Below are 24,787 nucleotides of genomic sequence, written 5' to 3'. Positions count from 1 at the left end.
CCCTCTCCCCTCGCGGGACCCGAGCCGGCCCCCGTCGTGCTGCAAGTCTCGCCCGCGCCCGCCCCGCTGCGGCAGCCGGTACGCCACCCACCCGAGGGTGTGGCCAGCACCACCCCCGGACCTCGTGCCGGCCCCCGCCGAAGAGGGGGGCTCCGACGGCTGGGGCGGGCGGGCGCAGGTTTCGGCAGGGTCGAGATGTCCGCCGCGGAGGACGGGGCCGGCGACTCCGCCCGCGCCGAGCAGATCCTCCAGGACGCGGGCCTCACCGAGCCGGCCGGCGAACTGGTCATGGTCTCCGCTACCGCCGCCGGCGACTGGAAGGCGGCCGCCGCGGCACTGACCGACGCCGGTGCTGCTCGGCGCCACCGTCGTACGGATGGTGCTCCTGCCCTCCGTGATGCTTCTCCTCGGCGAACGCAACTGGCGGACACCGAGGGGCCTTTCGCGGCTGCCGGGCCTGGAGGGCGACGAGCGTGACCGGACGGCGGGCGCCACCCCCGTAACCGAGAAGGTGTGACACACGGCGGCGGCCCCGGGCCACGGTACGAAACCGTGGCCCGGGGCCGCCGCATGCGCAACAGGCGGTTCAGGGCGTGTACTTGTACCCCACCCGGCGGACCGTCTGGATCGAACGCCGGTGCTCCGCACCGAGCTTGCGGCGCAGCCGGGCGACATGGACGTCGACGGTGCGCCCGTCGCCCACGTGCCCGTACCCCCACACCGTCGTCACCAACTGGTCGCGGGTGTGCACCCGGTGCGGGTGCGCCACCAGGTGGGCCAGCAGTTCGAACTCCAGGTACGTGAGGTCGAGGGTGACCCCGTCGACGGAGGCCGTACGCCGGGTCGCGTCGATCCGGACCGGACCGGGCGACGCCGCCTCCTCGGCCGCCTGCGCCTCCGGCGCCGACTGCTGGGCGAAGGGCGCGCGGCCCTGCCGGTCGAGCCGGCGGTCGGTCTGCCGGTCGGTCTGCCGGTCGAGCTGGCGGGCGTGCTGGGAGGCGGCGACCGCCCCGGCGAGCGCCGGCTGCTGGTCGGCCGGCACGAGCACCAGGTAACCGATCATCGGCGGCTGGCCCGGCAGGGCGGGAAGCGTGTGCTGGGGGGCGGGCAGCCAGGTCGCGCCCGGCGGCAGGAAGTCGGCCACGTCGGAGAGCCGGGCGACCTCGTCACGGTCGACGGCGCGCAGACGGTGCCGGTTGGGGGAGAGGGTGCGGGCGGTGGGGTTGGCCGCAGCGGGCGCCGACGAGGCTGCGGTGGCAGCGGAAGCGGCGGAGAAAGTACGGGTGTTCGCCATGGAGGGTCAGCTCTTTCGCGCGAGGAGTCGTCGAGGACGGACTTACGTCGTGCGCGCGGACCGAAGGCCGGGGTGAGCGGCTTTAGAGGGCCTGCGCGTTCCACGCGCGGCAACACACCCGGTCGAAATCATGGTGCTGACGGGAAGGCCAGAACGGCTCAAGGTCGCTGCGACCCGACGCGATGTACTGGAAGCTGGCCATGGCTCCATTGAAGCAGACATTGCGGCAATGCATCAGACTCCTCTCACCCGTCGATACGGCCTCTTGGCGTTACCTTCCTCACGCTGCGCTTTTTCCTGCTCACTTTTCCTTCCTCCGGTCTCGAACGAGCGGGAGCGGGGAAACACACGGGGAAGAGGCCCGCCGGTGTGAACCGGCGGGCCCCTGGGACATCCGTGGCGTCGGGACCGGACCTGATCGGCACCGGACCTGATCGGAATTCGACCTGATCGGAACTCGACCTGATCGGGACCGGATCTGATCGGGATCAGACCTGGTCGGCCTTCTCCAGCGCGGTGCAGCAGGTGTCGACGATGAGCCGCGTGACGACGTACGGGTCGACGTTGGCGTTGGGACGGCGGTCCTCGATGTACCCCTTCTGGTCCTGCTCGACCTGCCAGGGGATACGGACCGAGGCGCCGCGGTTGGAGACGCCGTAGCTGTACTCGTTCCACGGGGCCGTCTCGTGCAGACCGGTGAGCCGGTCGTCGATGCCCGCGCCGTAGTTCTTCACATGGTCCAGCGGCTTGGAACCCTCACCCAGCGACTCGCACGCGGTGATGATCGCCTCGTACCCCTCGCGCATCGCCTTGGTGGAGAAGTTGGTGTGCGCGCCCGCGCCGTTCCAGTCGCCCTTGACCGGCTTCGGGTCCAGAGTCGCGGAGACGTCGAAGTCCTCGGCGGTGCGGTAGAGCAGCCAACGGGCCACCCACAGCTGGTCGGAGACCTCCAGCGGGGAGAGCGGGCCCACCTGGAACTCCCACTGGCCCGGCATGACCTCGGCGTTGATACCGGAGATCCCGAGCCCGGCGGCCAGGCAGTTGTCGAGGTGCTTCTCCACGATCTCGCGGCCGAAGATCTCGTCCGCGCCGACCCCGCAGTAGTAGCCGCCCTGCGCGGCCGGGAAGCCGCCCTCGGGGAAGCCGAGCGGCCGGTGGCCGTCGAAGAAGGTGTACTCCTGCTCGATGCCGAAGATCGGAGCCTGGCCCGCGAACTGCTCGGCGACCGGACGGAGCACGGCCCGGGTGTTGGACTCGTGCGGCGTCATGTCGATGTTGAAGACCTCGCACAGGACGAGGACGTCGTCGCCGCCACGGATCGGGTCCGGACAGGTGAAGACGGGCTTCAGCACCCGGTCGGAGGCGTGGCCCTCGGCCTGGTTGGTGCTGGAACCGTCGAATCCCCAGATCGGGAGATCCGCCACGTCGCCCGACGGCGTGCCGTCCATGATCTTCGTCTTGGAGCGAAGCTTGGCGGTCGGCTCGGTGCCGTCTATCCAGATGTACTCAGCCTTGAACGTCACGGACGCCATCCTTTGCGGGTGCAGCGGTCTATGCCGCGCAGCTTGGCAAGACGCGATTTCCCGTCCGTTGCCCGAGTGTGAACCCCGTGTTACCGAGGTTTCCTGCGATAAAAGGGCGCCTTGTAGGGACTCGTCACCCGTTGCCCCTGAGGGAGAGGCCCGCTTCGTCCTCTACTGCTCACACGTCGCCCTTTACTGCTCACACGTTGCCTTTGAGGAGCTCCGAGAACCCGGCGGCACGGATTCGCCGCACCAACTCCTCCCGGCTCGACCCCAGCGTGGCGGCCGCCCGGGACAGCTCCCAGTCCGCGCCCGCGAGGACGTGCAGCAGATAGCCGCGCCGGATCTGGGCGTCGGAGAGCCGGAACGTCTTGAGGTAGGCGACCCGCCCCTTGTGGTCGGTGACCGTCTCCCCGATGTGCTGACCGCCGCCGTCCCGGACGAACGGCGGCAGGAACCGCCACAGGGTGAACGACCCCATGCGGTAGACCCGGTCGAAGCCGTACGAGCAGTCCAGCAGCTCCCGCGCGAACAGGCTCTCGTGCGCCTCCTCCCACGCCCGCTCCTGCCCCCGCGCGGCGGCCCGCAGATCCGCGAGCGTACGGATGTGCGCTCCGTCCCCGAGCTGCGCGCCGAACTCCGCCACCGGCGCGCCGTACAGCGCGTACTGGTGCACCAGCTCCCCGTAGAGGTCCTCCACCAGCGAGGCGTGCAGCAGCCGGTAGTCGTCCGGGTGCGGCACCACGAAGGCGGCGGCGAGCGCGTCGGAGACGTACACCATCACCCCGCACTGGTCCGGGTGGATCTCGAAGATCCGCAGCGCGTCCCCGAGCCCGCGCACCGACCACCCGAGGTACGCGTCCTCCGCGCGCGGCGACAGCCCGTCGCGCAGCGCCCGCCGCGACCACTCCTCCCAGGCGGTGGACGGCCCGCCGAAGTGCAGCGCGAGGTACCCCTCCAGGGCCAGGTGGAGCGGCAGGAACCGCAGCCGGTCGCCGGGGCGACGCTTGGCCATGCGGTGGAGGGGCGGCCGGGGCAGCCGGACGGTACGGGGCACGTCCCGCCCGCCACCGCCGAGCTGGGTCCCGTACGCGGCCGACTGCCCGCCGCCTCCCGGAACTTCGGGGCCCTCGCCCGACCAGTCGGCGACCAGCCCGTGCGGGACGTACGAGACGTACTGCGTACGGTCCCCGAACTCGACGACCCCCGCCCCGAGCCCCTCGTACACCTCCCGGTGCAGCCGCAGCCCCTCCACCGGCGCCTCACGCACCAGCGGCACGAGCCGGACGCCGCCCCACACCTGCGCGGGCCGGATGGTGAGCCCGGTGAGCTCCAGCCGGTTCACGACACGGCCTCCTTCTCGGTCTCCCTCTCTCCCAGGAACAGCGCCACCCGCCGGTCCAGATACGCGTGCAGCTCCGCCGCCCCGGTCCGCCCCTCCGCGAACCGGGCGATCTCCACCAGGGCGGGCAGATCCTCCGCGTCCCGGATCCCGGCCGTCGGCACCCCCGCCGCGAGCCGCCGCACGTCGAAACCGTCCGCGTCGTATACGGGGTTGACGTGCACCACCGCCGTCCGCCGCCCCGGATCCAGCCGCGCGCGCCACACCCGCAGCACCTCGCCCGCCAGACCCGCCGGGGCGTTGTCCCAGCCGTCCGACACGATCACCAGCCGGTCCGGCTCCGCACCGCCCGGCCCGGGCTCCAGCGCGTCCAGGACCCGCATCCCGAGCGGGGTCGGCCCCCACGGACGGACGAGCAGGGCGTCACCCCGCCCCGAGGTCCACAGCCCCCGGTACGCACCCGGCGCGGCGAGAGCCTCCAGCAGGTGGTGACAGGCCAGGGCCACGGCGAGCGGCCGCCGCCGCTTCTGCACCGACCCGGACGAGGAGAAGCTGTCGTCCAGCACGGCATGGACCCGGCCCCAGCTCCCGGCCTGCTTCCCCGCCGCCCGTCGCGCGGCCGTGCGCAGGGCACCGGTCAGCTCGGCGCGGCGGGCGGCACGCTGATCGAAGGGGAGCGCGAGGACGTACAGCGCCAGCCGGGTCAGCGGCATCACGGTCAGATCGACGTCCGTCCGCTGGAATGCGGCCTGGGTGCGCAGCCGCTCCAGCCGGGTCATCCGGGGCGCGGCCCGCTTCAGGAACACCTCGCGCTTCATCCCGTGCCGGGCCGCGAACCCCTCCGCGACGGTGAACGGCAGCTCGGCCACGGCCCCCTGCTCGTAGTGCGCGCGCCGCCAGGCGTCCAGCAGCGGGTGCTCGTACCGCGGCAGCTTCCCCGGCCGGAACAGGAACGCCCCGATCTCGGCGAGCGGGTCCGCCCCCTGCGGGCAGCGCAGATGGACATGGCGGGCGGCCGTCCTCACCCCGCTCCGGTACTTCACCGCGTCGTGCCCGAGATCCGGCCGGGCCGCCAGCCAGTCGCGCATGATCGCCCGGGTGCGCCGGTTGTTGATCCCGGCCCGGCGCACCTCGCCGAAGAGGCGGTAGACCCGCTGCGGAGGCAGCCGCGCCAGCCGGGCGGCGATCAGCCGTCCCTCGGTGCGCCGCTCCTCGGCGTCCGCCTCGCCCGCGGTCTCCAGGAGGCCGAGCACGATGCGGGCGGCGTTGTGGTCGTTGATGTCGAGGGCGAGGGAAGCGGCGTACACGCGGCGGTAATTGACCCGGACGTAGGCGTGCAGGAAGTCCAGCGACAGTTGCTGGTCGAGCGCGCCCGACCGGAACTCGCGCTGTCCGGTCGCGGTGATCACCGCGTTCGCGAAGAGCAGGACATCTTCGGCGGCGACGAGATCGGCGGAGTTCTCGGGCGTACGCATGGTCTTCCCCCGGTGCGGACTGCGGATGCCGGCCGGGGAATGGAGGCGCGAACAACGAAATCATCGCTAACAGGCAAGTCCCGGTAGTCGCAGCCGAAGTCCCGCGGCCGGCCAAGGAAACGTAACCTTGCCTGCTCGCTCTCCGCCACCGCATTCGGGTGGCACCCCACCGTTGCGGCACACCGGGCACACTGACCCCCATGAAGACACCCGCCGACACCACCAGCACCACACGCACCACCACCCCCCTCCGCATCGGCCTCCTCGGCACGGGCCCCTGGGCGCGGAACACCCAGGCGCCCGCGCTCGCCGCCCACCCAGGCGTCGAGCTGAGCGGGGTGTGGGGCCGCCGGTCAGAGGCGGCCGAGGAGCTGGCCGCCGCCCATGGGGCCCGGGCGTACACGGGGGAGGCGGGGATCGACGCGCTGCTGGAGGCGAGCGACGCGGTGGCGTTCGCGCTGCCGCCGGACATCCAGGCGCCGCTCGCGGTCCGGGCGGCGGAGGCGGGCCGCCACCTCCTGATGGACAAGCCGGTCGCGACGACGGTCGAGGGAGCCCGCGCGGTCGCGGAGGCGGCGGCCAAGGCGCAGGTCGCATCCGTCGTCTTCTGCACGCTCCGCTTCGCACCCGGGACCGCCGCGTGGATCGCCGAACAGGCGGCGGTGGACGGCTGGTTCACCGCCCGCGCCCAGTGGCTCGGCTCGCTCTACGCGGAGGGTTCGGCCAGCGAGTACGCCGACTCGCCGTGGCGGCGCGAGAAGGGCGGCCTGTGGGACGTCGGCCCGCACGCGCTCTCGGTGCTGATCCCGGTCCTCGGCGAGGTCACGGAGCTGACCGCCGCGCGCGGACCGGCCGACACCACCCACCTGATCCTGCGCCACACCTCCGGCGCCTCCAGCACGGTGACCCTCGGCCTGAGCGCCCCGCCGGCCGCGGCGGGCATGGACATCGAGCTGCGGGGCGAGCACGGCACGGTCGCGATCCCGGACTGGGACGGCGCGGAGGCGGCGTTCCGGGGCGCGGTGGACGCGCTGGCCGAGGCGGTACGTACGGGGGTGCCGCACGCCTGCGACGCCCGCTTCGGCCTCCGCTTGACGGAGCTGCTGGCAGAGGCGGAGGCTCAGGCGGACCGGACGGAGTAGAGGGTCACCTAGGCGTTCGGCGGCGGGAGGGCCCGGCACAGGGCCTCCAACGCCTCCGGGTAGGCGTGTTCGGCGGGCGTGGCGTACCCCACGACGAGCCCATCCCGCTCACCGTCCGCCCGCTCGCTCTCCGCCTGCTCCGCCCCCGGGTGCCGGTAGTCGGCGAGCCCCTCCACCGCGAGTCCCTGCCAGGCCGCCGCCCGCACCACCGACCGCTCGGTGCCGGGCGGCAGCTCCACCACCGCGTGCAGCCCCGCCGCGATCCCGGTGACGCGGACGTGCGGGGCCCGCTGCTCCAGGGCCGCCACCAGTTGGTCCCGGCGCCGCCGGTGGCGCTGCCGCATCCGGCGTACATGACGGTCGTACGCGCCCGACTCCACGAAATCCGCCAGCGTCAACTGATCGGTGGCGCTGGAGAACTGCTCGCGCTCGCCCTTCGCCGCGACGACGGGCGCCACCAGCCGCTCGGGCAGCACCATCCAGCCGATGCGCAGAGCGGGGGAGAGGCTCTTGCTCACCGACCCCAGCAGCACCACATGCTCGGGATCGAGTCCTTGCACGGCGCCCACGGGTTGCCGGTCGTAGCGGAACTCCCCGTCGTAGTCGTCCTCCACGACGAGCCCGCCGGTGGACCGGGCCCAGTCGACCACGGCCGCCCGCCGCGCGGGGTGCAGCGGCCCGCCGGTCGGGAACTGGTGGGCGGGCGTGAGGAGTACGGCCCGGTCGCGGCGGGTGAGTTCACCGACCCGGGCCCCGTCGCTGTCCACACCCACCGGCCGGGTGCCGACGCCGTGCGAGGCGAGCAGCCCGCGGTGGAACGGCAGCCCGTACGCCTCCGCCGCCCACGGCCCGCCCACGACGTCCGCCAGGAGCCGCAGCCCGTGCGCGGCGCCGGAACAGATCACGAGGCGCTCCGGGGAGACCCGCACCCCGCGTACCCGGGCCAGATACCCGGCCAGCGCCCGCCGCAGCTCGGTCCGCCCGTGCGGATCGCCGGGTCCGAACGCGTCGTCGGGTGCCGTGGCGAGCGCCCGCCGCGCGGCGGCCAGCCAGGCGGTGCGCGGGAAGGCGGCGGGGTCCGGCTGCCCCTGGACCAGGTCGTGGACGGGGCGGGAGGGGCGTTCCGGGGTGCGGGGGCGGTGGGCCGGGGTGACGGGCGCGGCCCGCTCGGCGACCCGGGTGCCCGAGCCCTGGCGGGCGGCGAGCCAGCCCTCCGCGACGAGCTCCGCGTAGGCGTCGGCGACGGTGTTACGGGCGAGCCCGAGGTCGGCGGCGAGGGAACGGTACGGCGGCAGCCGCGTCCCCGGGGAGAGCCGCCCGCTGCGGACGGCGTCGCGGAGGGCACTCATCAGGACGGCCCGGCGGTTCCCGGTACCGGAGAGCTCCAGCGGCAGATCACTACCCAGGATCTCCGCAGAATTGACCCACGATTCAGCCATCAGATTGCACCCCACAACCGGTCGCCTGTGCCCATAGATTCGTACCCATGACGACGACAGAGATCAAGCCGCAGAACCGCACCGCCACCCCCGCCCCCACCGCTCGGCTCAATTTCGCGAAGGCCGCCCCGAAGGTGTTCCGGGCAGTGATCGGCCTGGACGCGGCGGCCCGCGAGGGCCTGGACCCGACGCTGGTGGAGCTGGTCCAGATCCGCTCGTCGCACCTGAACCACTGCGCGTACTGCCTCCACATGCACACGACGGACGCGCGGAAGGCGGGGGAGAGCGAGGAGCGGCTGCACATGGTGGCGGTCTGGCAGGAGGCGCCCCACTTCTTCACGGAACGGGAGCAGGCGGCCCTGGCCCTGACGGACGCGGTCACGCGGGTCGCCGACGCCGGAGTCCCGGACGCGATCCACGCCAGGGCGGCGACGCACTTCACCGAGCAGGAACTGGCCCAGCTCCTCGCCCTGATCCTCACGATCAACACCTGGAACCGCATAGCCCTCGCCACGGCGAAGCAAGCGGGCACGGACGAACGCTGACGACCGGCGTTACCGCCCCAACGCGTCCCGCACGGCTTCCTCACTCCGCGCGACGACAGCCGTACCGTCATCGGCGGTGATGATGGGCCGCTGGATCAGCTTCGGATGCTCGGAGAGGACGGTGACCCACCGCTCCCGCGAACCGGCGTCCCGCGGCCACTCCTTGAGCCCGAGCTCCTTGGCCGCCGCTTCCTGCGTCCGCGTGATGTCCCACGGCTCCAGGCCGAGCCGGTCCAGCACGTCCCGGATCTCCTCGGGCGACGGCACGTCCTCCAGATAGCGCCGGACGGTGTAGTCGGCCCCTTCGGCGTCCAGCAGACTCACGGCGGCACGGCACTTGGAACAGGCCGGATTGATCCAGATCTCCATGGGGCCAAGGTTACGCGAGGGACTGCCGGAAGCGCCTCTGGCCAGGGGCGATTGTCAGTGGGGGGCAGTAAAATGGAGGGAGTTCGTGAGGGTTCCACCACCCTGCCAGGAGGATGCCGATGGCCGTTGCCGCAGCCACGACCGAGCCGCTCGACCGACAGCTCCCGATGCCCTTCCACCCGCCGCTGCCCACCCCGCCGACGAAGAAGCGCCTGCCCGCGGGCCGCCCCCGCGAGTGGTACGTCTCGCACAACCGCCGCCTCAAGGCCATGCGCCTGGCGATCGCCCTGCTGGACAGCGGGGTCTACCAGCCGTCCAGCGCCGGAAACCACCGGATACGGACCACCGCCGAGCGCCTGGGCATGCACCCGCCGTCCGACACCACCTGCCGCATGGTCCGCGCCCTGATCCGCTACGGCCGCTGACACCACCCGCCTATCCGCCGACAGCCCTGTGCCCCCGGTCCGTGCATCGGCCCGGGGGCACACGGCTGCCCCGACCGCCCATGCGGGACCATGGCCCCCGACCGCACAGGGAGACGGGCGAAGGGCATCACACCGTGGCCGCAGATATGTGGACGTCCGTCGTCTCGCTCGCCGGTGGCGCGCTGGGCGGCGGCCTGACGGCACTCGGCCAGCGCGCCACCCAGCGCTCGGCGGAACGGGTCGAGGAACGCCGCCAGGCCGCGGCCACCACGGAGAGCCGCAGCGCCGAACAGATCGAGTTCATAAAGGAGTTCGTCGCCTCCGCCCAGGCCGCCGAACGGGCCGCCTACCGCCGCCCCGGCCCCTGGGGCGACGACGAGGACGGCTGGAGGAGGCAGACGGGCCCAGACGATGAGCGACCTGTGGACCGGCGAGCGGGTACGCCTGAGAGGCATCGAACCGACGGACCGGGAGGGTTTCCAGGCCCTGGCCCTGCACACCGTGGACGCCCGCAACGCCGACGTGGTCGACCCGCCGCGCTCGGACGAGAGCTTCCGCACCTGGGCCGCCGAACGCGCCGACCGCACCGCGAACCCGGCCGCGTACCACCTGGCCATCGAGACCCGCTTCGAGCACGCCTTCGTCGGCGCGGTATCGGTCGGCGAGACGGACGCCAGGGCGGGCCGCTTCCTTACGGGCATCGAGGTCACCCGCGAACACCGCCGCCAGGGCTACGCGGCCGAGGCCACCGACCTGGTCCTACCTACATGTTCGCCGAACAGCGCAGCCACAAGTGCGAGGTCGAGGTCTATGCCTTCAACGACGCCTCCCTCGCCCTCTACCGCAAACTCGGCTTCGTGGAGGAGGGCCGCCTGCGCCAGCACGAGTTCTTCGCGGGCGCCTACCACGACGTGGTCCTGCTGGGCATCACGGCGGACGAGTACCGGGCGGGGCGGGCGCGGCCTGCGCTGCGTTGAGGGCCCGCGTGCCAGACGCGTCCGTTGCTCAGGCGCGCGGTCGCGTCCTCTGCTCAGGCGCACGCCGTCGGCGCGCGGCCGGGTCAGCCCTTCCGGATGCGGAACCACTGATCGGTCGCGCCGGTACACCGCTCTCCGGTCGCCTCGGCCCCCTCGGCGGTGCTGTTGTCGGCGATGCCGATGCACTCGTCGCTGGAGGCCGGGCGCAGCAGAAAGACCCCCGCGCTGTCGACGGCGGTCGGCTCCAGACGGACCAGGGTGGCCTGGGCACAGTCCTCCCGGGGTTCCAGCATGCCCTTGACCGGTCCGGCGCTCATGACGGTCAGGCACCCCTTCCCGTTCTCGGGGTGATGCCACTGGATGCGGTACAGGCCGTCACCGACCGGTTCGAGGTAGGTACGCGGCACGGTGGCCCGGACACAGGGGAGTTGGACGGCGACGGCGCTCCCGTAGCTGCCACGCCGGTCACGGCCGTCGGTCAGACAGAGGCCGGGCGTGCGGGCCGGGTGGATGGTCACCCAGCCGTCGGCAGGAGTCCGGGAACCGGGCGCCCGAGCGGTCGGCGTGCTCGGCTCTTCCGAGCGGCCGGAGAACAGCCAGGCGGCTGAGGCGAGGAGGACCGCTACCACGACACAGGCCGCCGGCACGACCTGGCGGCCCCTGATGTGGTGGGGCCGCTCGCCCTTGGCCCCTCCGGGCTCCGGCTCGCCTCCGGCCTCGTCAGCCACCTCCGCTCCGGTCACCGGCCCGGCCGTCCCACCGGGCGTGACCGAGGCGTCCGCGGCGATCCGGTCCCGGGCGTCCAGCCAGGCGCCCAACCGCTGTCCGTCTCCGCAGGCGCGGACGAACGCGGCCAGCACATCGGGCCGTGGCAGGGTCGTCCGCCGGAGCAGATCGGCCAGCGTGCTGCGCGCCAGCACGTCACCGTTCTCGGCGGCCCGTTCCTCCAACTCGCGGTATGTCAGCCCCGCATGCTCTTTGAGTTGCCGCATCGACCCGATGAGGGCGGCCGCGTCCCGGTCCTCGTACGGCGATGTCTCCCCCAGGTTTCCCACGAGCGTCATCCTGCTGGTGCCCCTGCCGTGGGGACAACGGCGGTTCTCGCCATGCTGGCGTTGTCCGGGAGACGATCCGGACAAGCCGCCAACCAGCTCGGACAGCCCAGAACTGTCCGGGACAGCCGGTTGCCGTTGCCCGGCCCGTCGACGGTCCGCAGTCTCTGTGGTGCGAGCTCCGAGGTGCCCGGCCGGCAGTGAACCGTCGGACGGCCGAGGAGCTCGGAACACGCGGCCCGACGTCCTGCGAGACCACGGGGGACCCGCACGTCGCGCGCCGCGCACCCGGCATCCCGTTCACCGTTCCGCGTCGATCGGCGACGGAACTCCACCAGAGGAGAATGCATTGATCAGGAAAGCGGTGTCATCGGTTCTCGTGGCCGCAGGGCTCGTCGCGGGAGGACTCGTGGGCGCCTCCGCCGCGCAGGCCGCTCCGTCGGACTGCGAGACCGGCAACTTCTGCCTGTGGCCCGAGTTCAACCACAGGGGCACGCCGAAGCCGTACAGCTACCACGCGAAGGATCTCGGTTCCTTCAAGAACCGCGACCGTTCGTCGTACAACCGGATGTCGCAGGCCGGCATGGAGCTCTACTCACAGATCAACCACGTCGGGTACATCGCGTGCTCCCGGCCGGGGTCGATCTGGACGCACCACAGCCCCGCGCTGGACACGGAGTCGCTCTACAAGGTGTCCAGCTGCTGACACACCGTCGCACGGCAGGGCCGGTACCCGGGAGCCGCACGGGCCCCGGGTACCGGCCCCCTTGTCCGTCACCGACTCCAGGAAGCCATGATCACCCACCGTGGAGCGCACAGACTTCTGCCCGCCCTCACCGCCACCCTGCTCGCTCTGCCGGCCACCGGCTGCTCCGCCCCCTCCTCCGGCTCCTCGCCGCCTGCCACCTCCGCTCCCTCCGGAGCGAGTACGACCACCTCGGAGCCACCACCGGCCGAACTCCGGCGGCTGGCCGAGGGCCTGATCCTTCCGCCGCGCACCAGACAGTTGGTGTCCGATGCCGAGGCATCCCTCGTCGGGACGTGCATGGCGAAGCACGGGTTCATGTACTTCTCCGAACCCCTGACCCTCGCGGCCGCCAGGGCCACGGAGGAGAACCGGACGAGAGAGCTCAGAGGGGATGATGTGAACCGGGCCCGGCGGGAAGGGTTCGGCGGCACCGCTCCGACTCCCGTCACCGGTGCCGAACGCCGTGAATCCGCTTATCTCGCCACTCTGCCCCGGGACCGACGCGACGCCTGGGACCGGGTGCTGCACGGAGACCGCGGGCAGCGGATGATCAAGGTGGAGGTTCCAGGGGTGGGCACTATGGAGGCCCCGACCACGGGATGCTTCGCCTCCGCCCGGATGGAGCTGTACGGCGACTATGCGAAGTGGGTGGGCGCGGACGCGTTCGTCACATCCCGCTATCTGCCCGTGAACGAAGCGGTGCGGAAGCAGCCCTCCTATGCCCGGGCTACGCAGAGGTGGAGCGCGTGCATGCGGGCGAACGGCCACCGCTTCGCGGACCCCGGCGAGGCCGCCCGATCCGGCGAGGCCACCGGGGAGGGGCCGGCGGCCGTACGTCTGGCGGTGGCCTCAGCCGTATGCGACGAGAAGACCGGGCGCTCGCGGACACACCGCCAGCTCTTTTGGAGTCAGACCCTCCGGTGGGTGAAGGAGCACCCTGCCGAGGCCCACGCCTTCGGCTCGCTCAACCGTCAGGCCGCGGAGCGGGCGGCCGCGCTGACCGAGAGGTGACAGTCGCGCGAAGGCCGCCACTCCCGGGAGGGGGTGGCGGCCTTCGGTGCCTCAGCCATGGGGCATCAGGCGCAGGTGAGAACGGCCTGCGGCCTAGATGTCGAAGTACAGCTCGAACTCGTGCGGGTGCGGGCGCAGCTGGATCGGGGCGATCTCGTTGGTGCGCTTGTAGTCGATCCACGTCTCGATCAGGTCCGACGTGAAGACGCCGCCCGCCTGGAGGTACTCGTTGTCCGCCTCCAGGGCGTCGAGCACGGCCGGGAGGGACGTCGGGACCTGCTGGACGTTGGCGTGCTCCTCGGGGGCCAGCTCGTAGAGGTCCTTGTCGATCGGCTCGGCCGGCTCGATCTTGTTCTTGACGCCGTCCAGGCCCGCCATCAGCAGCGCGGAGAACGCGAGGTACGGGTTGGAGGACGGGTCCGGGGCGCGGAACTCGACGCGCTTGGCCTTCGGGTTCGAGCCGGTGATCGGGATGCGCATCGCGGCGGAACGGTTCCGCTGCGAGTACACCATGTTGACCGGGGCCTCGAAGCCGGGGACCAGGCGGTGGTACGAGTTCACCGTCGGGTTGGTGAACGCCAGCAGCGACGGGGCGTGCTTCAGGATGCCGCCGATGTAGTAGCGGGCCATGTCGGAGAGGCCGGCGTAACCCTGCTCGTCGTAGAAGAGCGGCGTGCCGCCCTGCCACAGCGACTGGTGGACGTGCATGCCCGAGCCGTTGTCGCCGAAGATCGGCTTCGGCATGAAGGTCGCGGTCTTGCCGTTGCGCCAGGCGACGTTCTTCACGATGTACTTGAAGAGCATCAGGTCGTCGGCCGCGGCGAGCAGCGTGTTGAACTTGTAGTTGATCTCGGCCTGGCCGGCGGTGCCGACCTCGTGGTGCTGGCGCTCGACCTGGAGGCCGTTCTTGTCCAGCTCCAGGGAGATCTCGGCACGCAGGTCGGCGAAGTGGTCCACCGGCGGGACCGGGAAGTAGCCGCCCTTGTAGCGGACCTTGTAGCCGCGGTTGTTCTCCTCCGACCCGGTGTTCCAGGCGCCGGCCTCGGAGTCGATGTGGTAGAAGCTCTCGTTCGCCGACGTCTGGAAGCGGACGTTGTCGAAGACGTAGAACTCGGCCTCCGGGCCGAAGTACGCGGTGTCCGCGAAGCCGGTCGAGGCGAGGTACGCCTCGGCCTTCTTGGCGATGTTCCGCGGGTCACGGCTGTACTGCTCACCCGTGATCGGGTCGTGGATGAAGAAGTTGATGTTGACGGTCTTGTCACGGCGGAAGGGGTCCACCCGAGCCGTCGACAGGTCGGCGCGCAGCGCCATGTCGGACTCGTGGATCGCCTGGAAACCGCGGATCGACGAGCCGTCGAAGGCGAGTTCCTCGGCCGGGTCGAAGGTCGCTGCCGGGATCGTGAAGTGCTGCATCACCCCGGGCAGGTCGCAGAACCGGACATCGATGAACTTGACGTCGTTGTCCGCTACGTACTTCTGCACTTCGTCGGCGTTCTGGAACATCCAACTCCTCCTACTCCCGGCCCGGGCGGGACGGGGTTGTAGCTCGTGGTGCGGCCAGTGCGGTGGCACACGCTGGACCCGACCTTAGGCAGGCGTGATTTCTCAAGCATGACCCATTTGTTTCGCCCAAGTTAACCGGGGCGAGGGTGGGCGGCATCTCAGCGGCTGTCTCCGCGCGGCTTTTTCCGTGCCCCGCCCTGCCTGGCCCAAACCTGGGCGCAGTACCGTGGACGGGTGGACAACAGGCAAGCAATCGGATCGTGGCTCTCGGGGCCCCGCGCGGCCGCCGAAGAGATGGGTGCCGACTTCGGCTACCGCGGCAAGCGGCTCGGGCTGCCCGAGGAGGGGCCGGGGGCCGTCGCCTCGTTCGGTCGCCGTCTCGGGGCCGTCTTCATCGACTGGTCGATCTGCATGGTGATCGCATACGGGCTGCTCGCTCGCGGTGACCAGCAGGCGGCGGGGAACTGGGCGCTCGGCGTCTTCCTCCTCATGAGCGCCCTCACCGTCGGCACCATCGGCTGCACCCCCGGCAAGCGGCTTCTGGGGCTGCGCGTGGTCTCCGAGGACGGCGGACGCCTCGGCTTCGGGCGCGTCCTCGTACGGACCGTCCTGCTGCTGCTCGTCATTCCCGCCCTCGTCTGGGACCGCGACGGACGCGGCCTCCACGACCGGCTCGGCCGCGCCGTACAGGTCCGGATGTAGCCCCTTCCCGTGCACCCGCGGAACGCAGCGGCCCCGGACCGTTCCTCGGTCCGGGGCCGTGCTGCGTACGTCGCGTGCGCGTACGTCCGCGCTCAGCGCATCTTTCCGCCGCGCGGCATCCGCATGCCCTTGGGCATCGGGCCCTTCGGCAGCGGCATGTTGCTCATCAGGTCGCCCATCGCGCGCAGCCGGTCGTTGGTGGTGGTCACCTGCGGGCCGGTCAGGACGCGGGGAAGCTTCAGCATCTTGGTGCGGACCTTCTTCAGGGGCACCTGGCCCTCGCCGTTGCCGACGATGATGTCGTGGACCGGGACGTCCACCACGATGCGGGCCATCTTCCTCTTCTCGGCCGCCAGGAGGCCCTTCACCCGGTTCGGGTTGCCCTCGGCGACCAGGACGATGCCGGCCTTGCCGACCGACCGGTGCACGACGTCCTGGCTGCGGTTCATCGCCACCGCAGGGGTCGTGGTCCAGCCGCGTCCGATCCGGTCCAGGACGGCGGCCGCCGCACCGGGCTGGCCCTCCATCTGCCCGAAGGCCGCTCGCTCGGCCCGTCGTCCGAAGATGATCGCCATCGCGAGGACGGCCAGGACGAAGCCCAGGATGCCCAGGTAGACCGGGTGACCGATCACGAAGCCGATGCCGAGGAGGACACCGAACGTGGCGATTCCCACGCCCGCGACGATGAACCCGATCTTGCTGTCGGACCGCCTGGTCATCTTGTAGGTCAGGGCGATCTGCTTGAGCCGCCCTGCGTTCTCGGCGCTGTCCGCGCCTTCGGTTTTTGCCTTCCTCGCCATGTACCGAAGTTTACGTGGCGAGGAAGCGACCTAGGAACGGTGGTCGGCCACCGCGTCCGGTACGTACGGGGACTCCACCCGGTCCTTGGCCCGGCGGCGGTCCTCCAGGACGGCCGTCCAGGCGTTGCGGCGGGCGGTGCGCTGGCCGCTGCTCAGCAGCAGCGACTCGACGGCGCGCAGGGCGGTGGTGACGGACGGAAGAGCGTGGGCGCGGACCGGTGCGGCCTGCATGGTGTTTCCCCTCGGAGTGGATGCGCCACCCGGGCGCGGACTGAGTACGGGAAGCAGTGACGGCGACGGCTTTGGGAGCTGCCGCTGCACGTGTACTTAGGCTCACTGCTCGGTGTTACCAGTGCGTGACCGGTGGGTCAAACACCAATGAACCCTTCATTCCGCCGCCCCGCACGCCGAGGCGGCCCGTACGCGTCCCTCACCTGCGGGGAGCGCACGAGCCGCCTCGGCCGTGCGGTTACTGCTCGGTAGCTCGGGTGAGCGGACTCACACGGTCACTCACACGGCCTGGGCCGTCGGCACGCCGGTCGTGGCCGCGCCGCGGGCCTCCATCGCCTGCTGGAAGAGACGGCCCGCGCGGTACGAGGAACGCACCAGCGGCCCCGACATCACGCCGGAGTAGCCGATCGCGTCGGCCTCGTCCTTCAGCTCCACGAACTCCATCGGCTTCACCCAGCGCTCCACCGGGTGGTGGCGCACGGTGGGCCGCAGGTACTGCGTAATCGTGATGAGCTCGCAACCCGCGTCGTACAGGTCCTGGAGCGCCTCGCTGACCTCCTCGCGGGTCTCGCCCATGCCGAGGATCAGGTTCGACTTGGTCACGAGGCCGGCCTCGCGGGCCCGCGTGATGACTTCCAGGGACCGCTCGTAGCGGAAGCCGGGGCGGATGCGCTTGAAGATGCGCGGCACCGTCTCCACGTTGTGCGCGAGCACCTCGGGGCGCGAGGAGAAGACCTCGGCGAGCTGCTCGGGCTCGGCGTTGAAGTCGGGGATCAGCAGCTCGACCTTGGTCGCGCCCGCCTCCCGCTCCGCCGTCAGCGTGTGGATCTGGCGGACGGTCTCGGCGTACAGCCAGGATCCGCCGTCCTCCAGGTCGTCACGGGCGACGCCGGTGATGGTGGCGTAGTTCAGGTCCATCTTGACGACGGACTCGCCGACCCGGCGGGGCTCGTCACGGTCCAGCGCCTGCGGCTTGCCCGTGTCGATCTGGCAGAAGTCGCAGCGCCGCGTGCACTGGTCGCCGCCGATGAGGAAGGTGGCCTCGCGGTCCTCCCAGCACTCGAAGATGTTGGGGCAGCCCGCCTCCTGGCAGACCGTGTGCAGCCCCTCGCCCTTCACGAGGTTCTGCAGCTGCTTGTACTCGGGGCCCATCTTCGCCCGCGTTTTGATCCACTCGGGCTTGCGCTCGATGGGGGTCTGGCTGTTTCGGACCTCCAGGCGCAGCATCTTGCGCCCGTCGGGTGCGACAGCGGACACTCCGGCTCCCCTTTGCTTTCTGCTGCGTGGGATTCGCATGGGATTCTTCGGCGAACACCAGGGTACGCCCGTAAATCAAACGGCCTTACGCCTGGCCAACCTGTGGCCGACGGGGCCTATTCCCCGGCTCCTCCCCGGCCGGTGGCGGCGGTCGGGGCTACTGAGCGGTACTACTTTCCGGTACTATCTTCCGGCAATACGCGCGGTGATGCGCCGTGCTACGCCGGGGCCGCGGCCTTCGGCTGTTCGACGGGTCGCTGGATCAGGCGGGGCGCGAGCTCCGCGTTCTCCAGGATGTTCCGCAGGTGCTTCTCGGCGACCGGCAGCACCTCCTCGATGGTGATCTCCCGGCCCAGCTCGTTCGAGAGGGACGTCACCCCCGCGTCGCGGATGCCGCACGGCACGATCCGGTCGAACCAGGTGTTGTCCGGGTTCACGTTCAGCGCGAAGCCGTGCATCGTGACGCCCTTGGCGACCCGGATCCCGATCGCGGCCAGCTTGCGGTCCTCGCGGCGCTGGCCCGCGTTGGACGGGGCGTACTCCGGGCCGTTCAGCCGCGGGTCGAACTCCTCGTCCTGGAGCCTGGGGTCGAAGTCCAGCGAGAGGCCGCCGAGCGTACGACGCTCCTCGACCGGGTCGCCGAGCACCCAGACACCGCTGCGGCCCTCGACCCGCGAGGTCTCCACCCCGAAGTCGGCGGCCGTACGGATCAGCGCGTCCTCCAGGCGGCGGACGTGCGCGACGACGTCGACCGGGCGCGGCAGTTTCTGGATCGGATAGCCGACGAGCTGCCCCGGACCGTGCCAGGTGATCTTCCCGCCCCGGTCCACATCGATGACCGGGGTGCCGTCCAGCGGACGCTCGTTCTCGGCGGTCCGGCGGCCCGCCGTGTAGACGGGCGGGTGTTCCAGGAGCAGACAGGTGTCCGGCACCAGGTCCTCGAACCGGGCCGCGTGCACCTCGCGCTGCTTCTGCCAGGCCTCCGTGTATTCGACGGCCTCGTCACCGAAGCCCAGACGGACGAACCGCAGCTCGCTCACGACAGATGCCTCCCTACGTCGGACGCCGTGTGCCCCAAGGGGTGTCCCCGGGGTGACGGCACCCTGCACTGATCGCGCCCGCATCCACTGTACGACCGTCACCCGGTCGGCCCACCGGCAGGTGGAGGAGGTGCCTCCCGGCCGCGTGTCTCGACCTGAGGGAGCTCCGGTCCCTTCTGTCAGCTCTGTCCGCAATCCTCACACGATCGGATGAACGTGGAGCAAAGGGTGTCTCCGACCGCCCCGGCGGACGCTAAATTCGCGCCGTTCCCCAGGGGCTGCCCGGGCCCCCGAAGGCAGGAGACCGTACAACTGATGTCGGAACGACCCCCGCAGCGCACGCCCAACCGCCGCCTCGCCTCACTCATCGCGGAAGCCGGGTTCTCCCACGCGGGCCTCGCCCGCCGGGTCGATCAGCTCGGCCTCGAACACGGACTGGACCTGCGGTACGACAAGACCTCGGTCACCCGCTGGCTGCGGGGACAGCAGCCCCGTGGCACCACCCCCGCCCTGATCGCCGAGGTCTTCACCCGTCGGCTCGGGCGGCGGCTCTCCGCGCAGGACCTCGGCCTGGACGCCTGCGCGCCCGTCTACGCGGGGCTGGAGTTCGCGGCCACCCCCACCGAGGCCGTCGACATCGTCAGCGGCCTGTGGCGCAAGGACTCGGGGACGCACACCGAGCTGCGCAAGATCGCCTTCACCCCCGCCGGTCTCGTCGTCCCCAGCCGCGACTGGCTGATCGGCCGGGCCGACGAGTGGGTGGCCCGCGACGGCGGTGCGGACCGGCCGCCCGCCCCGCACCGCAGGCCTGGTGCCGGGGCCGCTGGCGGAGCCCCGGTACCGGGCGGCCGTACGGAGGCGCAGGCGCCAGGCCGTACGGACGGCGGCCTGCGCACCGACCTCCGCGGCGTGCCCCGCCCCGGCGGATCCGTACGCCCGGCGGGCCGGCCCACCACCGGCCACCCCGTTCCGGCCGGTGGCCACCCGGTGGCGGACCCGTCCGGAAGGGCCCGGCCAGGGGCGGGCACAGGTCCGGCGGGGACGGGGGCGCTGCCCGGCGGACTGCCCGGCTCCGGAGTCTTTCCCGGTACGTCCGGAGCTCTCCCCGGTACGTCCGGAGCCTCTCCCGGTACGTCCGGAGCCTCTCCCGGTACGTCCGGAGCCTCCCCCGGTACGGAGGCGCTCCCCGTCGTCCCGCGTCAGCGGCAGACCGGGCGCGGGCCCGGCCTGCGGGTCGGCAACGGGGACGTCGCGGCGCTGCGCTCGGTCGCCGAACTCTTCCGCACCCTCGACCACACCTACGGCGGCGGCCACGCCCGCCAGGCCCTCGTGCGGTATCTGGAGCACGAGGCCGAGCCGATGCTCCGCGGGAGTTACGGCGAAGCCACCGGGCGCCGCCTCTTCGCCGCGGTCGCCGACCTGACCCGGCTGGCCGGCTGGACCTCCTTCGACATCGCCGCCCACGGCCTGGCCCAGCGGTACTTCGTCCAGGCCCTGCGGCTCGCCCAGGCCGCCGGGGACCGCGGCTACGGGGCGTACGTCCTGATCACCATGAGCCGCCAGGCCGTCTACCTCGGCCACGGCAGGGAGGCCGTCCAGCTCGCCCGCGTCGCCCAGCAGGGCATCGGCTCCGCCGCCCCGCCCCTCGTCCAGGCCCTGCTGCACTCGGTCGAGGCGCGCGGCCACGGGATCCTCGGCGAGGCGCGGGCCTGCACCGCCGCGCTCACCCGGGCCGAGCACGCCCTGGAGACCGCGCGCCCCGGGGACGAGACGCCGGCGTGGGCCCGCCCCTTCGACGAGGCCGAGCTCGCCCACGAGCTCGGCCACTGCCACCGCGACCTCCAGCAGTACCGGGCCGCCGCCCAGCACGCGGAGCGCTCACTCCAGTTGCGCGCCCCGGCGTACGCCCGCAGCCGGCTGTTCTGCCGGGTGGTCCTCGCCTCCGCCCGCCTGGGCCTCGGCGAGCTGGAGCAGGCCTGCCGGCTGGGGGCCGAGGCGGCCCAGCAGGCCTCCGAGATGCGCTCGGTCCGGGCCACCGAGTATGTACGCGCCTTCGAGCGCAGCCTGGAGCCCTACCGGGACGCCGCGCCCGTACGCGGCTACCGCGACCGGGTGGCGGCGCTGGGCTGAGACCGAGACCGTAAGGGCGGGCGCCTTCACGAGCGAGCTAGGCCGCCTCCGGCATCCCCGCGCCCCCCTGCCGCGTCGGAGCCACCCCCAGGTCCGTCAGGATCGCCTCCGCCGCCCGGCGCCCCGAGTGCAGCGCCCCCTGGACCGAGCTGGTGTCCCGGTGGTCGCCGCACACGTACAGCCCTGCCAGCACCCGCACCGGTCGGCGCGGATCGTGCGGCGCCTCCATCGCAGGCACCGCCTCCGGGTCGTGGTGGGCGGCCAGCAGCTCCCAGTCGTCCGTCGACGTCCCGTACAGCGCCGCCAGATGGGCCCGTACCGAACGGTCCAGGTCCGGCGGCGGCGTCCCCAGCACCGTCGAGGTGATCAGCGCCCGGCCCTCCGGAGCGCGCGAGGGGTCGACCGCGCTCATCACCGCCGTGTACGCCACCGGCCCCGACCGGTCCCCGTCCAGCACCAGCGACCTGCCGGTCGGCGGCGGCACGGGCGCGGTGTGGTGAAGGACCGTCACCGGGCGGAAGGCCGGCACCCGCAGCCCGGGGAGCAGCTCGGCCGCCGCCCCCGCCCCGGTGGCCAACAACAGGGAACGGCACCCCAGTTCGCCGTGCTCCTTGGTGCGTACGGTGGTGATGTCGGCGGCCGTGACATGCACCCCGGTCCGGACCGTGCCCGGCGGGAGCGCGGCGGCCAGCAGATCCGGCAGCGTTCCCGAACCGCCCGCCGGTACACACAGTCCGCCCCGCGCATAGTCGCGCAGCGCCAGATCCGCGCACCGGCTCGACGTGGTGAGGCCGGGGTCGCCGAGCAGTGCGGAGAGCAGCGGACGCAGGACGCCGTCCACCGTACGGCCCGGCATCTGACCCGCCCTCAGGGCCGAGAGCGCCGTCTGCTCGGGGCGGGTCAGGAGCCGGGCCGTCGGGGTGGCGGCCAGCCGGGACAGCGCCGCGCCGAGCCGGGCCCGGTCGATCGCCTCGGACACCGTGGCGCTGCTCCGGAGGCCCGAACTCTTCCCGCCGAGGCCGCTCCGGGACGCGAGCCGCAGGTGGCCCCCGTATCCGCCCGGTGAGGCCTGGGGGGCGCTCGATCGGGCGCGTACAGCCCTGAGTGCGCCCCTCGCGCTCCGTACGTCACCGGTGCGATGGCGGCGTCCCTCGCTGTGCACCACCACCCCGGGCGCGAACTCCCGCAGCTCCGGGATGCCGAGCCCCGGGGTGGAGGTCAGCTCCGGCCAGGCGGTGCAGAGCAGGGGGCCGAGCCGGTCGAGACGGAAGCCGTCCATCTCCTGGGTGGCCAGCCGGCCGCCCACGGTGGAGGCCGCCTCCAGAACACTGACGCCGACTCCGGCGCCGGTCAGCAGATGGGCCGCTGAGAGGCCGGCGATCCCGGCCCCGATGATGATCACGTCCGCGTGGTGTGCCGTGCTGCGCACAAGGCCCTCCCCGAGTCGGTGCGACTGGTGGGGGCTTCTTGCCCCCGACAGGTCCCCGGAATGCCGGAGTTCGCACCGAGGTTAGGAGGATGGCTGATAGTGGGTCAGACGCGCGTGGCCGGGAGCACCGGGGCACGGGGTCGCACACGTGGCCGCCCCGGGACCGTGCGGCCCCTGACCGTGCCGCCCCCCGAGCGTGCCGCCCCGGGACCGTGCCGCCCCCCCCCACGAGCGTGCCGCTCAGCGCAGCGCCGCGCGGATCGCCGCGTCGATGCCCGGGAACGCGAACGAGAAGCCTGAGTCCAGCAACTGCCCGGGGATCACCCGCTGGCTGCCCAGCACATCGCCGGCGAACTCCCCGAGCGCGACCCGCAGCGCGGGCGCCGGGGCCGTGAACAGGGTCGGGCGGCGCAGCACCCGGCCCATCGCGGCGGTCACCTCGGCGTTGGTGATCGGGTCGGGCCCGGTCAGGTTCACCGGGCCGGACAGCGACTCGGTGTCCAGGATGTGGCGCAGGGCGGCGACATGGTCGTGCAGCGCGATGAAGCTCCAGTACTGGCGGCCGTTGCCCAGCCGCCCGCCGAGCCCCGCCTTGAACAGCGGGAACAGCCGCCCCCACGCCCCGCCCTCGCGGGCCACCACCAGACCGGTGCGGGCGTGCACCGTGCGGATGCCGCGCTCCTCGGCGGGGGCCGTCGCGGCCTCCCACTCCTCGCAGACGGAGGGCAGGAAGCCGTCCCCGGGCGGCGCGCTCTCGTCCACGGCGCGGTCGCCCGTATCGCCGTAGTAGCCGATGGCCGACCCGGAGAGCAGAACCTTCGGCGGGGTGTCGAGCGAGGCGACGGCCTCGGCGATCGCGGCCGTGCCCAGCACCCGGCTGTCGCGGATCTCCCGCTTGTAGTCGTCGGTCCAGCGGTGGTCGCCGACCCCGGCCCCGGCGAGGTGGACGACCGCGTCGCAGCCCACCAGCCCGGCCACGTCCACGTAACCCCGCTTCGGGTCCCACTCCACCTCGTCACCGGACCTGGCGGGCCGCCGCACCAGGCGGGCCACCTCGTGCCCGTCGGCGCGCAGCGAGCGCACGAGCGCCGCTCCGATGAGTCCGGACGATCCAGTGACGGCGATACGGGAGGTCGGCATGGTGCCATCCTGCCCCACGCACTGAGGTAAACACGGCAGCGGATACGGGGGAAAACACCATGGAGCGCGAAGAACCCGGCATGGGACAGTGACGGCATGTCCGCAACCACCACCCTCCACTCCGTCTCCGTCCGCCCCGCCCTGCCGGCCGACGAGGAAGCCCTCGGTGAGCTCGACCGGGCCGCCTGGTCCACGCTGCACGCGGTCGTGCCACGGCCCCGGCCGCCGTACGACCCGTTCTTCGACGAGCGGCACCGGCCCCAGGACTTCCTGGTGGCCGAGGCCGCGACGGGGGCCGACTCCGGGCCCGGGTCCGGCGGAATACGTATCGCCGGCTACATACGGCTGGTGCCGCCCACCCCGCTCGCCTGCAACGCCCATGTGCGGCAGATACAGGGCCTGGCCGTGGCGGCCTGGGCGCGCGGGGCCGGGGTCGGGCGGACCCTGCTGCGGGCCGCGTGCGCCGAGGCGCGGCGCCAGGGGGCCAACCGGATCACGCTGCGGGTGCTCGGGCACAACACCCCCGCCCGGGCGCTCTACGCCTCCGAGGGGTTCGCCGTGGAAGGGGTGCTGAGCGGGGAGTTCTTCCTGCATGGCCGCTATGTGGACGATGTGCTGATGGGGCGTTCACTGGCGCCCTGACCCAGGGCCGAGCGGGCTCAGCGCGGTGCGAGGCGGTCCCAGAGCTCCGGGTAGCGGGCCGCCAGCGCCGTCTCGTCCTCGAAGTCGACCGGGGAGCCCAGCGGCTCGGTGGGCTGCGGCGGCAGACCCAGGTCGGGCGCGACCACGCCCGTGAGCTGCTCGTACGCCTCGTCGGCCGCGTAGCCCAGCTCCTCGCCGTCCCCGTCGATCTCCTCGTCGAAGTCGTCCAGCAGCTCCGCCAGAGCGTCCGGGTCGTGCAGCGCGCCCTCGAAGACCTCCCGGCCCTGGCCGATCAGCCAGCACCGGAAGTAGTCGAAGGCGTCGTCGCTCGCCCCGCCGAGCAGCACGGCGGCCGCGCCCCACAGGTCCCAGCGGTAGGCGCGGTTGTAGCGGGCCTCGAAGTGCCGGGCGAAGTCCAGCACGGAATCGGGGTCGAGCTGCACCAGCCGTTCCACGAGCAGGTCGGCCTGCTCCTCGGGGTCGCCCTCGGCTCCCTCGCGGCTGCTGTCGATGAGCTCCCAGAATTCCGTCTCGTCCATCACGGGTCCAGCATCCAGCCTGCCGGGACCCC

General features: G+C 72.3%; 25 protein-coding genes and 1 pseudogene. 10 read left to right on the top strand and 16 right to left on the bottom strand.

Features of this window, described 5'->3' with window-relative positions; genetic code table 11:
• Positions 1-376 precede the first annotated feature (376 nt).
• On the top strand, positions 377-517 hold the full coding sequence (locus ACFWRT_RS20160) for a hypothetical protein (RefSeq protein WP_380949602.1): 141 nt from the start codon (positions 377-379) through the stop codon (positions 515-517).
• 69 nt (positions 518-586) lie between these two features.
• Here the strand turns inward: ACFWRT_RS20160 and ACFWRT_RS20155 are convergent, their stop codons facing one another.
• The 4 genes from ACFWRT_RS20155 to ACFWRT_RS20140 all read right to left on the bottom strand — a co-directional run bounded on the left by ACFWRT_RS20155 (position 587) and on the right by ACFWRT_RS20140 (position 5,634).
• Complete coding sequence (locus tag ACFWRT_RS20155) at positions 587-1,294, bottom strand: winged helix-turn-helix domain-containing protein (protein WP_380952530.1); 708 nt, start codon at positions 1,292-1,294, stop codon at positions 587-589.
• Between the two features lie 488 nt (positions 1,295-1,782).
• Positions 1,783-2,817 (bottom strand): glutamine synthetase, encoded by a 1,035-nt coding sequence (gene glnII, locus ACFWRT_RS20150; protein WP_202590700.1) that lies wholly within the window; start codon positions 2,815-2,817, stop codon positions 1,783-1,785.
• A 199-nt stretch (positions 2,818-3,016) separates the two neighbouring features.
• A complete protein-coding gene (locus ACFWRT_RS20145; protein WP_380952532.1) occupies positions 3,017-4,162 on the bottom strand; it encodes an ARPP-2 domain-containing protein in 1,146 nt (381 codons plus the stop codon).
• Positions 4,159-5,634: a hypothetical protein gene (locus ACFWRT_RS20140; protein ID WP_380952533.1), complete on the bottom strand. Its 1,476-nt coding sequence runs from the start codon at positions 5,632-5,634 to the stop codon at positions 4,159-4,161. Before ACFWRT_RS20140 ends, ACFWRT_RS20145 begins: the two co-directional genes overlap by 4 nt.
• A 200-nt stretch (positions 5,635-5,834) precedes the next feature.
• Here ACFWRT_RS20140 and ACFWRT_RS20135 point away from each other — a divergent pair, with 200 nt between their 5' ends.
• Complete coding sequence (locus ACFWRT_RS20135; protein WP_380952534.1) at positions 5,835-6,776, top strand: Gfo/Idh/MocA family protein; 942 nt, start codon at positions 5,835-5,837, stop codon at positions 6,774-6,776.
• A gap of 8 nt (positions 6,777-6,784) precedes the next feature.
• Here ACFWRT_RS20135 and pdxR read toward each other — a convergent pair whose 3' ends face one another.
• The gene (gene pdxR / locus ACFWRT_RS20130) at positions 6,785-8,215 is read right to left on the bottom strand and encodes a MocR-like pyridoxine biosynthesis transcription factor PdxR (protein ID WP_380952535.1); all 1,431 of its coding nucleotides are present in this window, start codon (positions 8,213-8,215) and stop codon (positions 6,785-6,787) included.
• A 47-nt stretch (positions 8,216-8,262) separates the two neighbouring features.
• Between pdxR and ACFWRT_RS20125 the strand changes: the two genes are divergently transcribed.
• Positions 8,263-8,760, top strand: a complete 498-nt coding sequence (locus ACFWRT_RS20125; protein WP_380952536.1) for a carboxymuconolactone decarboxylase family protein — start codon at positions 8,263-8,265, stop codon at positions 8,758-8,760.
• Between the two features lie 9 nt (positions 8,761-8,769).
• Here ACFWRT_RS20125 and ACFWRT_RS20120 read toward each other — a convergent pair whose 3' ends face one another.
• The gene (locus tag ACFWRT_RS20120) at positions 8,770-9,129 is read right to left on the bottom strand and encodes an arsenate reductase family protein (protein ID WP_380952537.1); all 360 of its coding nucleotides are present in this window, start codon (positions 9,127-9,129) and stop codon (positions 8,770-8,772) included.
• A 119-nt stretch (positions 9,130-9,248) separates the two neighbouring features.
• On the opposite strand from ACFWRT_RS20120, the gene ACFWRT_RS20115 reads away from it, so the two are divergent.
• Positions 9,249-9,554: a hypothetical protein gene (locus ACFWRT_RS20115; RefSeq protein ID WP_018511887.1), complete on the top strand. Its 306-nt coding sequence runs from the start codon at positions 9,249-9,251 to the stop codon at positions 9,552-9,554.
• 127 nt (positions 9,555-9,681) lie between these two features.
• Here the strand turns inward: ACFWRT_RS20115 and ACFWRT_RS20110 are convergent, their stop codons facing one another.
• A complete protein-coding gene (locus ACFWRT_RS20110) occupies positions 9,682-9,858 on the bottom strand; it encodes a hypothetical protein (RefSeq protein WP_380952538.1) in 177 nt (58 codons plus the stop codon).
• 107 nt (positions 9,859-9,965) lie between these two features.
• Here ACFWRT_RS20110 and ACFWRT_RS20105 point away from each other — a divergent pair.
• Positions 9,966-10,531, top strand: a pseudogene (locus ACFWRT_RS20105) (GNAT family N-acetyltransferase).
• Between the two features lie 83 nt (positions 10,532-10,614).
• On the opposite strand, the gene ACFWRT_RS20100 reads toward ACFWRT_RS20105, so the two are convergent.
• Positions 10,615-11,595 carry a helix-turn-helix domain-containing protein gene (locus ACFWRT_RS20100; RefSeq protein WP_380952539.1) on the bottom strand — a complete coding sequence of 327 codons (981 nt, stop codon included), beginning with the start codon at positions 11,593-11,595 and terminating at the stop codon, positions 10,615-10,617.
• Positions 11,596-11,947: 352 nt separating this feature from the next.
• Between ACFWRT_RS20100 and ACFWRT_RS20095 the strand changes: the two genes are divergently transcribed.
• Positions 11,948-12,289 carry a peptidase inhibitor family I36 protein gene (locus ACFWRT_RS20095; protein WP_380952540.1) on the top strand — a complete coding sequence of 114 codons (342 nt, stop codon included), beginning with the start codon at positions 11,948-11,950 and terminating at the stop codon, positions 12,287-12,289.
• An 87-nt stretch (positions 12,290-12,376) separates the two neighbouring features.
• Positions 12,377-13,342: a hypothetical protein gene (locus tag ACFWRT_RS20090; RefSeq protein ID WP_380952541.1), complete on the top strand. Its 966-nt coding sequence runs from the start codon at positions 12,377-12,379 to the stop codon at positions 13,340-13,342.
• Between the two features lie 93 nt (positions 13,343-13,435).
• On the opposite strand, the gene glnA is transcribed toward ACFWRT_RS20090, so the two are convergent.
• The gene (gene glnA, locus ACFWRT_RS20085) at positions 13,436-14,845 is read right to left on the bottom strand and encodes a type I glutamate--ammonia ligase (protein ID WP_161268033.1); all 1,410 of its coding nucleotides are present in this window, start codon (positions 14,843-14,845) and stop codon (positions 13,436-13,438) included.
• A gap of 294 nt (positions 14,846-15,139) precedes the next feature.
• On the opposite strand from glnA, the gene ACFWRT_RS20080 reads away from it, so the two are divergent.
• Positions 15,140-15,547 carry an RDD family protein gene (locus ACFWRT_RS20080; RefSeq protein WP_018511894.1) on the top strand — a complete coding sequence of 136 codons (408 nt, stop codon included), beginning with the start codon at positions 15,140-15,142 and terminating at the stop codon, positions 15,545-15,547.
• Positions 15,548-15,639: 92 nt separating this feature from the next.
• Here ACFWRT_RS20080 and ACFWRT_RS20075 read toward each other — a convergent pair whose 3' ends face one another.
• The 4 genes from ACFWRT_RS20075 to lipB all read right to left on the bottom strand — a co-directional run bounded on the left by ACFWRT_RS20075 (position 15,640) and on the right by lipB (position 18,875).
• Positions 15,640-16,347 (bottom strand): DUF4191 domain-containing protein, encoded by a 708-nt coding sequence (locus ACFWRT_RS20075; protein WP_380952542.1) that lies wholly within the window; start codon positions 16,345-16,347, stop codon positions 15,640-15,642.
• A 30-nt stretch (positions 16,348-16,377) separates the two neighbouring features.
• Positions 16,378-16,578: an SCO2195 family GlnR-regulated protein gene (locus ACFWRT_RS20070; RefSeq protein WP_030564323.1), complete on the bottom strand. Its 201-nt coding sequence runs from the start codon at positions 16,576-16,578 to the stop codon at positions 16,378-16,380.
• Between the two features lie 279 nt (positions 16,579-16,857).
• On the bottom strand, positions 16,858-17,835 hold the full coding sequence (lipA, locus tag ACFWRT_RS20065) for a lipoyl synthase (RefSeq protein ID WP_366379746.1): 978 nt from the start codon (positions 17,833-17,835) through the stop codon (positions 16,858-16,860).
• Positions 17,836-18,053: 218 nt separating this feature from the next.
• Complete coding sequence (gene lipB / locus ACFWRT_RS20060) at positions 18,054-18,875, bottom strand: lipoyl(octanoyl) transferase LipB (RefSeq protein WP_380952544.1); 822 nt, start codon at positions 18,873-18,875, stop codon at positions 18,054-18,056.
• Positions 18,876-19,190: 315 nt separating this feature from the next.
• Between lipB and ACFWRT_RS20055 the strand changes: the two genes are divergently transcribed.
• Entirely contained in the window at positions 19,191-21,005 is a 1,815-nt protein-coding gene (locus tag ACFWRT_RS20055; RefSeq protein ID WP_380952545.1) for a regulator, read from the top strand.
• 37 nt (positions 21,006-21,042) lie between these two features.
• Here the strand turns inward: ACFWRT_RS20055 and ACFWRT_RS20050 are convergent, their stop codons facing one another.
• The gene (locus ACFWRT_RS20050; protein ID WP_380952546.1) at positions 21,043-22,434 is read right to left on the bottom strand and encodes an NAD(P)/FAD-dependent oxidoreductase; all 1,392 of its coding nucleotides are present in this window, start codon (positions 22,432-22,434) and stop codon (positions 21,043-21,045) included.
• Between the two features lie 240 nt (positions 22,435-22,674).
• Complete coding sequence (locus ACFWRT_RS20045; RefSeq protein WP_380952547.1) at positions 22,675-23,574, bottom strand: TIGR01777 family oxidoreductase; 900 nt, start codon at positions 23,572-23,574, stop codon at positions 22,675-22,677.
• 96 nt (positions 23,575-23,670) lie between these two features.
• Between ACFWRT_RS20045 and ACFWRT_RS20040 the strand changes: the two genes are divergently transcribed.
• Positions 23,671-24,216, top strand: coding sequence for a GNAT family N-acetyltransferase (locus ACFWRT_RS20040; RefSeq protein WP_380952548.1), 546 nt, complete (start codon positions 23,671-23,673; stop codon positions 24,214-24,216).
• Positions 24,217-24,233: 17 nt separating this feature from the next.
• Here the strand turns inward: ACFWRT_RS20040 and ACFWRT_RS20035 are convergent, their stop codons facing one another.
• Positions 24,234-24,755, bottom strand: a complete 522-nt coding sequence (locus ACFWRT_RS20035) for a DUF4240 domain-containing protein (RefSeq protein ID WP_380952550.1) — start codon at positions 24,753-24,755, stop codon at positions 24,234-24,236.
• Positions 24,756-24,787 lie beyond the last annotated feature (32 nt).

The organism is Streptomyces cyaneofuscatus (assembly GCF_042718795.1).
Classification (GTDB): domain Bacteria; phylum Actinomycetota; class Actinomycetes; order Streptomycetales; family Streptomycetaceae; genus Streptomyces; species Streptomyces cyaneofuscatus_A.
This window is presented reverse-complemented; position numbering and strand designations above follow the sequence as displayed.

Excerpts from the sequence above, each read along its gene's own strand:
- ACFWRT_RS20080 (WP_018511894.1), top strand. The coding sequence starts at position 15,140 with ATGGGTGCCGACTTCGGCTACCGCGGCAAGCGGCTCGGGCTGCCCGAG.
- pdxR (WP_380952535.1), bottom strand. The coding sequence starts at position 8,215 with ATGGCTGAATCGTGGGTCAATTCTGCGGAGATCCTGGGTAGTGATCTG.
- ACFWRT_RS20110 (WP_380952538.1), bottom strand. The coding sequence starts at position 9,858 with ATGAACTCGATCTGTTCGGCGCTGCGGCTCTCCGTGGTGGCCGCGGCC.
- ACFWRT_RS20035 (WP_380952550.1), bottom strand. The coding sequence starts at position 24,755 with ATGGACGAGACGGAATTCTGGGAGCTCATCGACAGCAGCCGCGAGGGA.
- ACFWRT_RS20155 (WP_380952530.1), bottom strand. The coding sequence starts at position 1,294 with ATGGCGAACACCCGTACTTTCTCCGCCGCTTCCGCTGCCACCGCAGCC.
- ACFWRT_RS20135 (WP_380952534.1), top strand. The coding sequence starts at position 5,835 with ATGAAGACACCCGCCGACACCACCAGCACCACACGCACCACCACCCCC.
- ACFWRT_RS20055 (WP_380952545.1), top strand. The coding sequence starts at position 19,191 with ATGTCGGAACGACCCCCGCAGCGCACGCCCAACCGCCGCCTCGCCTCA.
- ACFWRT_RS20100 (WP_380952539.1), bottom strand. The coding sequence starts at position 11,595 with ATGACGCTCGTGGGAAACCTGGGGGAGACATCGCCGTACGAGGACCGG.
- ACFWRT_RS20120 (WP_380952537.1), bottom strand. The coding sequence starts at position 9,129 with ATGGAGATCTGGATCAATCCGGCCTGTTCCAAGTGCCGTGCCGCCGTG.
- ACFWRT_RS20070 (WP_030564323.1), bottom strand. The coding sequence starts at position 16,578 with ATGCAGGCCGCACCGGTCCGCGCCCACGCTCTTCCGTCCGTCACCACC.
- ACFWRT_RS20075 (WP_380952542.1), bottom strand. The coding sequence starts at position 16,347 with ATGGCGAGGAAGGCAAAAACCGAAGGCGCGGACAGCGCCGAGAACGCA.
- ACFWRT_RS20125 (WP_380952536.1), top strand. The coding sequence starts at position 8,263 with ATGACGACGACAGAGATCAAGCCGCAGAACCGCACCGCCACCCCCGCC.
- glnA (WP_161268033.1), bottom strand. The coding sequence starts at position 14,845 with ATGTTCCAGAACGCCGACGAAGTGCAGAAGTACGTAGCGGACAACGAC.
- ACFWRT_RS20140 (WP_380952533.1), bottom strand. The coding sequence starts at position 5,634 with ATGCGTACGCCCGAGAACTCCGCCGATCTCGTCGCCGCCGAAGATGTC.
- ACFWRT_RS20160 (WP_380949602.1), top strand. The coding sequence starts at position 377 with ATGGTGCTCCTGCCCTCCGTGATGCTTCTCCTCGGCGAACGCAACTGG.
- ACFWRT_RS20115 (WP_018511887.1), top strand. The coding sequence starts at position 9,249 with ATGGCCGTTGCCGCAGCCACGACCGAGCCGCTCGACCGACAGCTCCCG.
- ACFWRT_RS20090 (WP_380952541.1), top strand. The coding sequence starts at position 12,377 with ATGATCACCCACCGTGGAGCGCACAGACTTCTGCCCGCCCTCACCGCC.
- ACFWRT_RS20045 (WP_380952547.1), bottom strand. The coding sequence starts at position 23,574 with ATGCCGACCTCCCGTATCGCCGTCACTGGATCGTCCGGACTCATCGGA.
- ACFWRT_RS20040 (WP_380952548.1), top strand. The coding sequence starts at position 23,671 with ATGTCCGCAACCACCACCCTCCACTCCGTCTCCGTCCGCCCCGCCCTG.